Annotated in this window: 8 protein-coding genes and 1 pseudogene; 4 read left to right on the top strand and 5 right to left on the bottom strand. The window is 59.9% G+C overall.

Features of this window, described 5'->3' with window-relative positions; genetic code table 11:
* Nucleotides 1-25: 25 nt before the first annotated feature.
* From aroQ to V6L79_RS00315, 4 genes and pseudogenes are all read right to left on the bottom strand, one after another.
* Nucleotides 26-481 carry a type II 3-dehydroquinate dehydratase gene (aroQ, locus tag V6L79_RS00330; RefSeq protein WP_048360251.1) on the bottom strand — a complete coding sequence of 152 codons (456 nt, stop codon included), beginning with the start codon at nucleotides 479-481 and terminating at the stop codon, nucleotides 26-28.
* A gap of 130 nt (nucleotides 482-611) precedes the next feature.
* Nucleotides 612-2378: a protein-disulfide reductase DsbD gene (locus V6L79_RS00325; protein ID WP_321837216.1), complete on the bottom strand. Its 1767-nt coding sequence runs from the start codon at nucleotides 2376-2378 to the stop codon at nucleotides 612-614.
* Between the two features lie 220 nt (nucleotides 2379-2598).
* Nucleotides 2599-3114 (bottom strand): annotated as a pseudogene (locus V6L79_RS24710) (methyl-accepting chemotaxis protein); the annotation flags it as partial.
* Between the two features lie 1525 nt (nucleotides 3115-4639).
* A complete protein-coding gene (locus V6L79_RS00315) occupies nucleotides 4640-6283 on the bottom strand; it encodes a PleD family two-component system response regulator (RefSeq protein WP_338580292.1) in 1644 nt (547 codons plus the stop codon).
* 258 nt (nucleotides 6284-6541) lie between these two features.
* Between V6L79_RS00315 and V6L79_RS00310 the strand changes: the two genes are divergently transcribed.
* The 4 genes from V6L79_RS00310 to speA all read left to right on the top strand — a co-directional run bounded on the left by V6L79_RS00310 (nucleotide 6542) and on the right by speA (nucleotide 10941).
* Nucleotides 6542-7609 (top strand): DUF2333 family protein, encoded by a 1068-nt coding sequence (locus V6L79_RS00310; protein ID WP_261739895.1) that lies wholly within the window; start codon nucleotides 6542-6544, stop codon nucleotides 7607-7609.
* 3 nt (nucleotides 7610-7612) lie between these two features.
* Nucleotides 7613-8155 (top strand): NUDIX hydrolase, encoded by a 543-nt coding sequence (locus V6L79_RS00305; RefSeq protein WP_261739894.1) that lies wholly within the window; start codon nucleotides 7613-7615, stop codon nucleotides 8153-8155.
* Nucleotides 8156-8443: 288 nt separating this feature from the next.
* Nucleotides 8444-8815, top strand: a complete 372-nt coding sequence (locus tag V6L79_RS00300) for a translation initiation factor Sui1 (RefSeq protein ID WP_261739893.1) — start codon at nucleotides 8444-8446, stop codon at nucleotides 8813-8815.
* 206 nt (nucleotides 8816-9021) lie between these two features.
* Nucleotides 9022-10941 (top strand): arginine decarboxylase, encoded by a 1920-nt coding sequence (speA, locus tag V6L79_RS00295; RefSeq protein ID WP_261739892.1) that lies wholly within the window; start codon nucleotides 9022-9024, stop codon nucleotides 10939-10941.
* 77 nt (nucleotides 10942-11018) lie between these two features.
* On the opposite strand, the gene V6L79_RS00290 is transcribed toward speA, so the two are convergent.
* On the bottom strand, nucleotides 11019-12362 hold the full coding sequence (locus V6L79_RS00290) for an MATE family efflux transporter (RefSeq protein WP_338579657.1): 1344 nt from the start codon (nucleotides 12360-12362) through the stop codon (nucleotides 11019-11021).
* Between the last annotated feature and the right edge of the window lie 220 nt (nucleotides 12363-12582).

The raw sequence follows: 12582 nt of genomic DNA, 5'->3' as shown, positions 1-12582 counted from the left end.
GAATCGTCAACTCCCAATGGGTCTGTCAGGGGCGTTTAGCTTGTAGTTCAAGCTGTTCCAGGGCGGCCTCCAAGGCCAGTCGATAACCGCTGGCGCCAAGGCCGCAGATCACACCTACCGCAACGTCGGAGAAGTAGGAGTGATGGCGGAAAGGTTCGCGTTTGTGCACGTTAGACAAATGCACTTCGATAAATGGGATGCTCACTGCCAGCAACGCGTCACGTAATGCCACGCTGGTGTGAGTAAAAGCCGCCGGGTTGATCAGAATAAAGTCCACGCCTTCGTTGCGGGCAGCGTGTACGCGGTCGATCAATTCATACTCGGCATTGCTTTGCAGGTAGAGCAAATGGTGACCGGCATCACGCGCCCGTTGTTCCAGGTCCTGATTGATTTGCGCCAGGGTGGTTGCGCCGTAGACGCCCGGCTCGCGGGTGCCGAGCAGGTTCAAGTTGGGGCCGTGTAGAACCAGGAAAGTCGCCATCTGCTGTTCCTTATTATCTGTGTGCAGTTGTCAGTGCCGGGCGACTATGCCGAAAACCGGATTCGCTGTCCAGTTAACTGCAATAGCCAGCACGATGACCGATGTTCGCGAAAAGTTTGTGACTGAAGCTCTAGATCTGGTCATTCGCGATGGCGACACGTTCGGCGAAGTCCGCTGCATTGATCTCACCGATGACCCGTTGGTCACTTTTTTCGGAACCGTTTTTGCCGAAGAACATCAGCGCAGGCGGGCCGAACAATGTGTAGCGGTCGAGCAGGGCGCGTTGCTCGGCATTGCTGGCAGTGATATCGAAGCGCACCAGCCGGTAACCCTTGAGCAGATCCAGCACGCGGGGGTTGTTCAGCACTTCGTGCTCAATCACTTTGCAACTGATACACCAGTCGGCGTACCAGTCCAGCAACAGCGGCTGGCCCGCGGCTTTGGCCTCGGCCAGTGCGTTGTCCAGCTCGGCCGCAGTACTGACGGTGAGCCATTGGCCGGCTGGTTGTACGGCGCTGGTCACTGCCGGGTTGGTGGGTTGCGCATGGCCGATGGGGTTGAATGGATCGCTTTGCCCGCTCAGGGCGCCGTACCAGCAGGCCAGCCCGTAGACCAGCAAAAACAGCCCCAGCAACTGGGCCAGACGCTGGCGCGGAGCTTTATAGGCGAACTCCAGGGTGCCGAGAAACAGACTCACGCCCGCCGCCAGTGCACCGATCAACAGCAGGGTCACTGGCCCAGGCAGCACGCGGCTGAGCAAGCCGATAGCCAGACCGAGCAGCAGCACGCCGATGGCGTTTTTCACACTCACCAGCCACGGCCCGCTTTTCGGCAACCAGGCCGCGCCACCGGTGGCGACCAGCAGCAGCGGCGCACCCATGCCCAAGCCAAGAGCAAACAGCTTTAAGCCACCGCCCAGAGCATCGCCACTGGCACTGATATACAGCAAGGCTCCGGCCAGCGGTGCGGACACGCAAGGTGAAACCAGCAAGCTGGAGACCACTCCCAGCACGGCGGCGCCCCAAAGTGAGCCGCCTTGGGTGCGGTTGGCCACACGGTCGAGACGGTTGCTGATGGCTTGCGGCAGTTTGAGTTCAAACACGCCAAACATGGCGAGGGCAAAAATTCCGAAGAACAGCGCAAATGGCGCCAGTACCCACACTGATTGCAGACGCGCCTGCAGATTGAGTTGCGCGCCGAACATGCCCATCAGTGCGCCCAGCAGGGCAAAACATGCCGCCATCGGCAGCACATAGGCCAACGACAGGCTGAAGCCGCGCAGGCCGCCGACCTGACCACGCAGCACCACGCCGGACAGGATCGGCAACATTGGCAGCACGCAGGGGGTAAATGTCAGGCCAAGCCCTGCGAGGAAAAACAGTGCCAGTTCGCGCCAGTTCCACGATTTTGTCGGTTCGTCGGAGGTCGTGACGGCGCTGCCATCGATGCTCAGGCGTTCGGTTTCAGGCGGGTAGCACAGGCCCTTGTCGGCGCAGCCCTGGTAGCTGACCACCAGCGTAAAGGGGCGTGAGTCGTTTGCCGGGCGCGGGATGTCTACATCGAGAATGCCGTGATAGACCTCGACGTCGCCAAAGTACTCATCGTGTTTCGCCTCGCCGGGTGGCAGTTGCGCAGTGCCCAGAGCGATATCGGCGGGTTCGGTCTTGAAGGCGAACTTGTGTCGATACAGGTAATAGCCTTCGGTAGGCACAAAGCGCAGCTTGATCGACTCGGGCGTGCTGCTGATCAGATTCAGCTTGAATGCTTCGCGTACCGGCAGAAAGTCGCTGCTGTTATTGATTGCGCCCAGGGTTGCACTGGGTCGGTTATCCAGCAACCCCGCGCCCATGGCAGGCACGGCAAACAGCAAACACAGGAGCAAAAACAGACGGCGCATAGGAATCTCGCAAAGCAAACGTGCGGGCATGATAGCGGAGTTTGTGCGATGAAAACCGCGTAGCAGCTGCCGAAGGAACGAGGCTGCGTTCGGCGGCGAAGCCGTCGTAAAATCGGCAAATTCGGTTTGCCAGGTAAACCGCGCTGCCCGGTTTTACGATTGCTGCGCAATCGAACGCAGCCTCGTTCCTTCGGCAGCTGCTACGAATTTTGCCGGTGGCTTACACCCGAAACGCCTGCACGGCGGTGTTGAGCTCTGAGCCCAGCTCGAGCAATTGCTGGCTTTGGTTGCGGGCGATGCCGATACGTTGCAGGTTTTCGTCGCCCAGCACGTGAATGCGTTCACTGTGATCGCGGATCTCGCTGACCGCCCCGGTTTGTTGGGCGGTAACGTCGGCAATGCGCACGGCGGTGTCTGAGATGGTTGCTATCGCCGCGACAATTTCATCCAGTGCACCGTCTGCGGCCTGGGCTTGCTGCGCGGTGGCCTGGGCGTGGGTCACTTGTGCGCGGATGCCTTCAACTGATTGCCGGGCGGCCAGTTGAAGCCCGCCAATCAGGGTCTGGATCTCGTTGGTTGCACCTGCGGTGCGTTGCGCCAGGGAGCGGACTTCTTCGGCGACCACCGCAAAGCCACGGCCCATTTCACCGGCGCGAGCGGCTTCAATGGCGGCGTTGAGCGCCAGCAGGTTGGTCTGATCAGCAATGGAGCGAATCACCGTGAGTACCCCGCCAATGGTGGCCGACTCTTCTGCCAGACGCTCGATTGTCTGCGCGTTGCCTTGCACTTCGCCGACCAATGCGTGCAGCCCGGTCAGGCTCTGGCCGATCACCCGCTGCCCCTGAGCCACGGCCAACCCGGCGCTGCGACTGGCATCGGCGGCCTGGCTGGCATCCCCTGCGACCTGAGAGATGGTCGCCTCCAGCTCACCCAGAGCATCGCGGATTTGTGCGCTATCACCGGCCTGACGTTCAGCGCCGCCATGCAAGCCCGTGCTCAGCTCGGCCAGGGTCTGGCTGCTGCCGGCAACCTGCTCGGCATTCAGGCGCAGGGTGCCCACCAGGTTCACCAGATAGCTGCGCAAGCGATTGAGTGAGGATTCGATATCACGTAACTCGCGATTGGTTTTGCCCAGTTGAATGTCGTGGCTGAAGTCGCCTTCGGCCCAGGTCGACAGCAGCGGCGCCAGGTATGTCAGTACCCGCGCCAGTTTGCGCTGCAGGGTGTCGATCAGGAGTGCGATGAGCAGGATCAGACCAATCATCAGGCCCTGGATCAGCCGAACTTCATTCTGGATTTGCCCATGCTCGGCGCGCACCACGGGTTCCAGCTCGGCGATGGCCTGTTGTACGGCGTCCAGTTTGAGGTGGGTGGCGGCGCTGAGCCGGGCACGTTGCTCGATTTGCGTGCGGGTGCGCTTGAGTTCCGCCGGGTAGCGGCTCAACAGGCTGTTGAGTTCGCGCTTGAGACCCACTCCGGCGTCCTCGGCTTGGGCCGTGTCGCTGGTTTCAAGGCCCATCATCGCGGCAAAGTCGTCAGTGCCCGAGGCGCTTTTGCTGCTGACGCCCAGCAGGGGCAGGGCGTCGATTTGTCGGGCCTGAAGCTGAATGCTGTCCAGCTCGCGCTCCACATCACCGGCCAGTTCACTGCGCCCGCTGCTGACCAGCTTGTCGCGGGCTAGGGACAGCTTGGCCAAGTGCTGCGAGGCGGTCAGCAGCAAAGGCAGATAGGCGCGGGCCTCGGTCGAGGCCGGATCGCTGGCATATTGGCTGAGCTGTTCGAGGCCGGCCCCCAGCTCACGTTCAGCTTGCAACAGCAAGGCCTGCGGGTCACCGGCCAGCTTGCCGGCGGCCAGCAGTTCGGTATTGCTGTAGGTGCTCAGGTTTTCGAGGCTGGGCCGCAGCGCATCGGCCAGTGCTGGTGGCAAAGGCTTGAGTTCGGCCTTGAGGGTCTCGAGCGCGCTGTTGGCATCGCTCAGGCGCAGGGCATCGCCGCTGGCAAGGTAGTCCTCGATATTGCGTGCCACTTTGTTCTGAAACTGCTGCGAGAGGCTCAAATAGCGCTCCATCAACAGAAAAGGGCGCTCCAGCGCCTGCTGCGACCACCACAGGTTTGCGCCCAGAGCGAGGCACACGGCGACCAGCAGCAGCGTATTGAGGTTGGTTAGCAGCTTCAGGCGCATGTGGATTCTTGCCTACTACACAGTCAGAAGCGGCAAAAGTTATTGCACTTGAGTTACAGCGGTGTGACGTGGGCGGGGATTACGAATAAATAGTGGCAATAGGCCTTAACTGGTGAAAGGGTTGCACCCGATTGCGGCCATTGTTCTTGGCCCTATACAGCGCTTCGTCGGCCTGGGAAGCCATCAGCAGGCTGTCTGCCTGGTCCTGCATCTGCACCAGGCCCGCGCTGAATGAGCACGCCAGGTCGGTGGGCTGCGCGGGGTAGAGAATCTCGGCGAAGCGTTGGCGAATCTGATCAAGCACCTTGTAGGCCGACTCCTGATCGGTGTCCGGCATCACAATCGCAAACTCTTCACCACCATATCGGCCAATAAAATCGGTTTTACGCAGTCGTTGCTTGAGAAACAGCGCCAAGCTTTTGATCACTCTATCGCCCATCGGATGGCCGTAGCCATCGTTGACGCGTTTGAAGTGATCCAGATCGAGCATGGCGAAACTCAGCGGACGATTTTCGCGGCGGGCGCGAAAGGTGCAGTCTTCAAGCAATTGCAGGATATGGGTGTGGTTGTACAGCCCGGTCAGGCTGTCACGTACCATCCGCGCCTTGAGGTGGCGAGCACGGACGGCGCGGTTGCGCACGGTGGTAATCAGATGGCGCGGCTGGATCGGTTTGGTCAGAAAGTCATCACCGCCCTCGCTCATGGCATCGAGTTGTTTGTCCATGTCGTCTTCGGCCGACAGATAAATGATCGGCACACTGACGTAGCGGTCGTTGTGGCGGATCACCTTGGCCAACTCAGTGCCAGTACAGGTGGGCATATACATATCGAGGATGATCAGGTCCGGCTGGAATTGCGCCAGTTCGGCCATGGCCTGAATCGGATCAATCAATGTGCGGGTGACAATCCCGGCGCCGTTGAGCAAGCGCTCGGTGTGCAATGCCTGAGCCCGTGAGTCGTCGATGATCAGAACCCTGTAGGGTTCGTATTGGGCCACGCAGGTCAGTACCTCGATTTTTTCCATCAGGCTTGAAGCTTCGAGGGTGCCGGTAAAAAACGCTTGTCCACCTGCGCGCACGGCGGCCAGGCGGGTCGGAGTGTCGGTTTCTTGCAAGCTGAAAAACAGCAGCGGGAGCTTTTGTTCGAGACCGACCTGGGCTTCGGCCGCCAGCTCCAGGCCCATTCCGGGGCCACTGAAGTCGACATCCATCACAATTGCTGCTGGATGGCGCTCCGCCATGGCGTGGCGAAAGGCGGTCAGGTTGCCGAATGCTTGGGCGCTGAGCTCAAAAAAATCCAGTTGCTTGGCCAGTCGGTCCGCGCGCTCCAGGTCTTGTAGCAGGATATACACCGGCTTGCGCAGCGGTGGCAGGCAGACGTGGGGCATCAGATCGTCCTGGCGCAGACCGGTGCGCGACAGGCGCTGCATCAAACGGTTGAGCTCGGTGATGATCTTGCTGCTCAGGCGACTGTGATTGGCCGCCATGCCTTGTAGTGCAACGTTGATGCCCCGGGCCAGCTCGATGTGTTCCGGTTGCTCGAAGCGTTCGGCAAAACGCAGCAGGCGCGAATTGGCGTCGTCGAGTTCTGCCAGCCCTGCAGCGGACCATTGGTTGGCCTGCAAACGTTGCCATATCTCAAGAATCTGGCGTGCCTGATGCGTGACCCGTTGGGCAAAGTGGTTTTTCAGGCGTTCGCGACTGGGGTCTTCTTGCTCGGTCATATCCTGGCTGCTGGGCAAAGAGGGCATGCTCAAATCGAATGATGGCCATATGCTAGCACCTCGCTCCAAATGTACGAGTTTCTCCTTGAAATTAACTGTCGGGCAGCCATGTTGCCCATCCATGTTCTATAGTGCCGGGCGTATATGGCCCCTGCGATCCTGCAGATAACCTGGCCTCGATTTAAAAGCGTGCAGCAAGGCACGATGGGTTAGGGTTGTGGTCGAACCGTTGAATCAAGCATTTGAAAGGACATAGCCATGCTGGACTGGAAAAAACGTGAGGGCACAGCCCGCGAGTCGGTCAAAGAGACGAAAACACAGTCGCGTGGTTATTTCAAAAGCATCCTGTTGAGCCGCTCAATCGCAGTGCTGGTAGGTATCTATGTCGTGGTCTGCCTGGGATTTGGCTGGTACTGGAGCCAGGAGCCGGACCTCTTTCCCGTGCAGCAAAACGCTCAGTTAGCTGCCGAGAAAGAAGGCAAGCAGATGGTGCCGGGCTTCACGACCGTCGAAACCCTGAAAACCGTCGCCGGGACATTGCTCAACAAGCCGGGCGGCTATCTGTCCAATGACCGTTTTCCACCGGGCATTTTTCTGGACAACATTCCAAGCTGGGAATATGGCGTGCTGGTGCAAGTGCGCGACTTGACCCGCGCCCTGCGCAAGGATTTCGCCCGTTCGCAGTCGCAGTCGGCTGAAGACGCGGATCTGGCCAAGGCTGAGCCGCGCTTCAACTTCGACAATAAAAGCTGGATGCTGCCTTCCAGCGAATCCGAATACCAGGAAGGCATCAACTCCCTGAGCCGTTATCAGGCGCGCCTGTCTGACCCGAACCAGAAAAATGCACTGTTCTATGCCCGTGCCGATAACCTGAACAACTGGCTGGGCGATGTGGGTACCCGCTTGGGTTCATTGTCGCAACGCCTGTCGGCCAGCGTAGGGCGGGTCAAGCTCAACAGCGCGCTGAAGACTGAAAGCCTGCAACCTGGTCAGGTTCCAGTGGTTGACGAAGAAGTGGTCGAAACACCGTGGATGCAGATCGATAACGTGTTCTACGAAGCCCGCGGTCAGGCCTGGGCCTTGTCGCACTTGCTGCGCGCCATTGAGGTCGACTTCGCTGATGTGCTGGCCAAAAAGAACGCCACGGTGAGCGTGCGCCAGATCATTCGCGAGCTGGAAGCAGCGCAAGAGCCGGTCTGGAGCCCGATGATCCTTAATGGTAGCGGTTATGGTGTGCTGGCTAACCACTCGCTGGTCATGGCCAACTACATTTCCCGCGCCAACGCGGCGGTCATGGATCTTCGTCAATTGCTGTCGCAAGGCTAAATCATGCCTATTTCAGCCTTGGAGGCCGCGCACCGTGCGGCCTCCGATGTCGAGCAAGTGGCTTGGGTCGATCGCGACGACCACCTGCTGGGCGGCTTGCCGCGCCGCGAACTGCGTGAACGCGGCCTGATCGGTCGCGGTACGTTCATCCTCTTGTTCAACTCTGCCGGGGAACTCTGCGTGCATCAGCGCACCCTGAGCAAAGCGTTATATCCCGGATTTTGGGATGTGGCGGCGGGCGGTATGGTCGGGGTTGATGAAACCTACGCCGAATCAGCCGCCCGTGAACTGGCAGAAGAACTGGGCGTGAGTGGTGTGGCGCTGACGGCTCACGAACGGTTTTACTTCGAAGGCCCGCAAAACCATCTGTGGTGCGCGGTGTTTTCGGCCGTGTGGGACGGCCCGCTGCAGGTGCAACCCGAGGAAGTCCAGAGCGCCTGCTTTATGCCGGTGGCCGAGGCGTTGCGCCTGAGCGGGCAGCAGCCTTACTGCCCGGATTCGCTGGATGCGCTCAAGCGTTACCTTACCCAAATCAACACGGCGTAGGTCGCTGCGCAGTTGCCCCTGTGGGAGCGAGCCTGCTCGCGAATGCCGTTCGCGAGCAGGCTCGCTCCTACGGTTGAAGTCCATGTGGCCCTTGCGCAGATTTTTACGCCGATTGGCTATTGGGCAGCAGCGATTTTGTCGTTACACTGCGCGACCTTTTTCAGGCTCAGGCGTTTTTCCCGCTTGAGTTGCGCTGCCCCTGCCAGAGTGGGGCTTCGCGGTCGGTATACCTTGGCGCAACAGCGTCATGCACCGGCCAATTATTTGTCCTCCGAATGAGGATTGCCGGTGGCCAAAAAAGCCGCATCCTTCGCCGCCCTTGGTGGCTTGGTATTTTCCACCGACGCAGGTCGTCACTGTCCGGACTGTCGCCAGCCAGTAGACGCCTGTACCTGCAAACAAACCCTGATCCCTGAAGGTGATGGCATTGCTCGCGTGCGTCGCGAAAGCAAGGGCCGTGGCGGCAAGACGGTGACCACCATCACCGGCGTGCCGCTGCCTGAAGACGCGCTCAAGGAGCTGGCCACCACGTTGAAAAAACGTTGCGGTACCGGCGGGGCGCTGAAAGACGGGATCATCGAGATCCAGGGCGATCACGTCGAGCTGTTGCTTGGCGAGTTGCTCAAACACGGATTCAAAGCCAAGAAATCCGGCGGCTAGCAGCCTCTGTGAAAACCACCGCGCAGTTGGTCTGACGCCTTCAAGGGCTGTCAGATTGTGCTCGCCATGGTTTTCACAGAGCCTGTTATCACGGGTTTCTAAACTCGGCGCTGTTGTCAGGGTCTGACTAATCGTCACTTTCACACTTTAGACTGCACCAGCCTGCTTTCAGGCTGGGCTATTTGACTTATTTATAGGGGACTTCGATGTCCGTACGACGCACACGCAAAGACGATGGCAGCCAATGGACAGTTGCGGACAGCCGCAGCGTTTATGGGATTCGCCATTGGGGGGCCGGGTATTTCGCGATCAATGAAGCCGGTCGCGTAGAAGTCCGTCCGAACGGCCCGAACAGCTCGCCCATCGACCTGTACGAGCAAGTCGACGAACTGCGCAAGAACAGCGGTTTGTCCTTGCCGTTGCTGGTGCGTTTCCCGGATATCCTGCAAGACCGTGTACGCCAGCTGACCGGCGCCTTCGATGCCAATATCGAGCGCTTGGAATACCAGAGCAAGTACACCGCGCTGTACCCGATCAAGGTGAACCAGCAAGAAGCCGTGATCGAAAACATCATCGCCACCAAAGATGTGTCGATTGGCCTTGAAGCCGGCTCCAAGCCTGAGCTGCTGGCCGTGCTGGCGCTGGCCCCGAAAGGCGGCACCATCGTCTGCAACGGTTACAAGGACCGCGAGTTCATCCGTCTGGCACTGATGGGCCAGAAGTTGGGCCACAACGTCTTTATCGTGATCGAGAAAGAATCCGAAGTAGACTTGGTGATCGAAGAAGCGGCCTCGCTCAAGGTCAAGCCACAGGTGGGTCTGCGCGTACGTCTGTCGTCCCTTGCTTCGAGCAAGTGGGCTGACACCGGCGGCGAGAAATCCAAGTTCGGTTTGTCTGCCGCGCAGTTGCTGTCGGTGGTTGAGCGTTTCCGCACTGCGGGTCTGGATCAAGGCATCCGCCTGCTGCACTTTCATATGGGCTCGCAGATCGCCAACCTGGCGGACTACCAGCACGGTTTCAAGGAAGCGATTCGTTACTACGGTGAACTGCGCAACCTCGGCCTGCCGGTTGACCATATCGACGTGGGCGGCGGTCTGGGCGTGGACTACGACGGTACGCACTCGCGCAACGCCAGCTCGATCAACTACGACATGGACGATTACGCCGGTGTTGTAGTGGGCATGTTGAAGGAGTTCTGCGATGCGCAAAACCTGCCGCACCCGAACATCTTTTCTGAAAGCGGTCGCTCCCTGACCGCACACCACGCCATGCTGGTGGTGCAAGTGACCGACGTCGAGAAGCACAACGACGACGTGCCGGTTATCGAGAACAAGGAAAACCTGCCGGAAACCGTGCAGTGGCTGGTGGACCTGCTGGGCCCGACCGACATTGAAATGGTCACCGAAACTTACTGGCGTGCCACGCACTACATGAGCGACATCGCCGCCCAGTACGCCGACGGCAAAATCAACCTGGCGGAAAAAGCCCTGGCCGAGCAGTGCTACTTCGCTGTGTGCCGTCGCCTGCATAACTCGTTGAAAGCGCGTCAACGTTCCCACCGTCAGGTGCTGGACGAACTCAACGACAAGCTGGCCGACAAGTACATCTGCAACTTCTCGGTGTTCCAGAGCCTGCCGGACACTTGGGCGATTGGCCAGGTACTGCCGATCCTGCCGCTGCATCGTCTCGACGAAGAGCCGCTGCGCCGTGCTGTGCTGCAAGACCTGACCTGCGACTCCGACGGCAAGATCAAGCAATACGTCGACGAGCAGAGCATCGAGACCAGCCTGCCGGTTCACGGGTTGAACGAAGGTGAAGACTACTTGCTGGGCATCTTCCTGGTGGGCGCTTACCAGGAAATTCTCGGTGACATGCACAACCTGTTCGGTGATACCGACTCGGTGAACATCTACCAGAACGCCGATGGCAGCGTGTACCACGCCGGGATCGAGACCCACGACACCATCGAAGACATGCTGCGCTACGTGCATTTGTCGCCTGAAGAACTGATGAACCACTACCGCGACAAAGTGGCCAGTGCCAACATCAGCGCCAAAGAGCGTACCCAGTACCTGGATGCGCTGCGTCTGGGCCTGACCCGTTCGTCGTACCTGTCGAGCCACTGATTGCCCGACACAGTCCTCGCTGACTGAAAAACGCTGACCTGCGCACTGCGCGGGTCAGCGTTTTTTTTTGCCTCGGTTCAGGCGCCGAACCATTGATCCTTGCGCTGCATGCGCCACGCATAAACGCCCAGGGTCAGGCTGCGCAGCACCATAAACAGCAGAAAACTTATCCACAGCCCGTGGTTGCCATAGCCGTGCAGCGCCCAAGCGACGGGGAGGGCGATAATCACGCTGATGACCATTGCATCGCGCATTTCCCGGGCGCGGGTGGCGCCGATAAACAGCCCGTCGAGCAAATAGCTCCACACTGCAATCAGCGGCAGCAAGGCCAGATACGGCAGGTACTGGAAGGCTGTTTCACGCACGCTCGGGATGTCGCTTTGCATCTCGATAAACAGATGCCCGCCCAACAGGAACAGCAGCGCAAAGGCCAGGCTGGCCAGCAACGACCAGCCGCAGGCCACCACCATCGAACGGCGCAAAGCAGTGCGATCGCGAGCGCCGATTGCATGTCCGCATAGCGCCTCGACGGCGTGCGCCAGACCGTCCAGGGCATGGGCGGCCAACAACAGGCCATTGAGCAACAGCGCATTGGCCGCCACCGTGGCGTCGCCCAAGCGGGCACCTTGCAAGGTGATGGCAAAAAACACCGATTGCAGCAGCAGGCTGCGGATAAAAATATCGCGGTTGACCCCCAGCAGTGGCTTCCAGTTGTGCCAAAGGCGCAAGGCGGCCCACACCAGCGTGCCGGGAAATTTGCGCAATGCTCCGCGTGTCAGCCACAAACCGAGCAGGGCGCCGCTCCACTCGGCAATCACCGAAGCCCGCGCCGAACCGGCCACGCCCCAGTCCAGACCGAGTACAAACCACAGGTTGAGTGCGATATTGACCAGATTGGTGGTCAATAGAATCGCCAGTGGCGCTCGGGCGTTTTGCGTGCCCAGAAACCAGCCCACCAGGGCATAACTGGCCAGGGCAGCCGGTAAGCCAAACAGGCGGATATAGAAGAAGTCCAGGGCCAGGGCGTGCAGTTCGGCCGAGGGCTGCATCAGGCTCAGCGCCACCCCGCTGAATGGAATCGCGATGGCCCCCAGCAGCATCGACAGCAATACACTGAGCAACAAGCCTTGCAGCAGGATTTGCCGCAGAGCGGTGCCATCTCCACGGCCTGCGGCCTGCGCGGAGAAGCCGGTGGTGCCCATGCGCAAGAAGCCCATCATCCAGGCCAGGAAGATATACAGGCTGGCGCCCACGGCCACCGCGCCCAGTTGATGCGCGTGGGGCAGGTGGCCGATCACGGTGCTGTCGACCAGCGCCACCAGCGGCACGGAAATATTCGACAGGATCATCGGCGCTGCCAGCGCCCACACTCGGCGATGGGTCGGTCGGTCGCGCCAGTCGGCGAGTAGAGAAGATGACATGCAGGCTCCTTTGGGGAGCGTGATTGTAACCTGTGGGAGCGGGCTTGCTCGCGATGCAGACAACGCGGTCTGATCGGTTGGCCGCAGTGATACCATCGCGAGCAAGCCCGCTCCCACCCAAAAGCCGGGCCAGCATCTGCGGGGGAGAACCAATCCCCTGTTCCACAGTCAATCTGACCAGTGCGCCTGTGGTTCATGGCGCGCTGTTATATAGTCGACC

It is taken from the genome of Pseudomonas sp. ML2-2023-6, from assembly GCF_037055265.1.
Lineage (GTDB): Bacteria > Pseudomonadota > Gammaproteobacteria > Pseudomonadales > Pseudomonadaceae > Aquipseudomonas > Aquipseudomonas kulmbachensis.
This window is presented reverse-complemented; position numbering and strand designations above follow the sequence as displayed.

Coding starts and splice junctions, on each gene's coding strand:
- V6L79_RS00305 (WP_261739894.1), top strand. CDS start 7,613: ATGCCTATTTCAGCCTTGGAGGCCGCGCACCGTGCGGCCTCCGATGTC.
- aroQ (WP_048360251.1), bottom strand. CDS start 481: ATGGCGACTTTCCTGGTTCTACACGGCCCCAACTTGAACCTGCTCGGC.
- V6L79_RS00325 (WP_321837216.1), bottom strand. CDS start 2,378: ATGCGCCGTCTGTTTTTGCTCCTGTGTTTGCTGTTTGCCGTGCCTGCC.
- speA (WP_261739892.1), top strand. CDS start 9,022: ATGTCCGTACGACGCACACGCAAAGACGATGGCAGCCAATGGACAGTT.
- V6L79_RS00315 (WP_338580292.1), bottom strand. CDS start 6,283: ATGACCGAGCAAGAAGACCCCAGTCGCGAACGCCTGAAAAACCACTTT.
- V6L79_RS00310 (WP_261739895.1), top strand. CDS start 6,542: ATGCTGGACTGGAAAAAACGTGAGGGCACAGCCCGCGAGTCGGTCAAA.
- V6L79_RS00290 (WP_338579657.1), bottom strand. CDS start 12,362: ATGTCATCTTCTCTACTCGCCGACTGGCGCGACCGACCGACCCATCGC.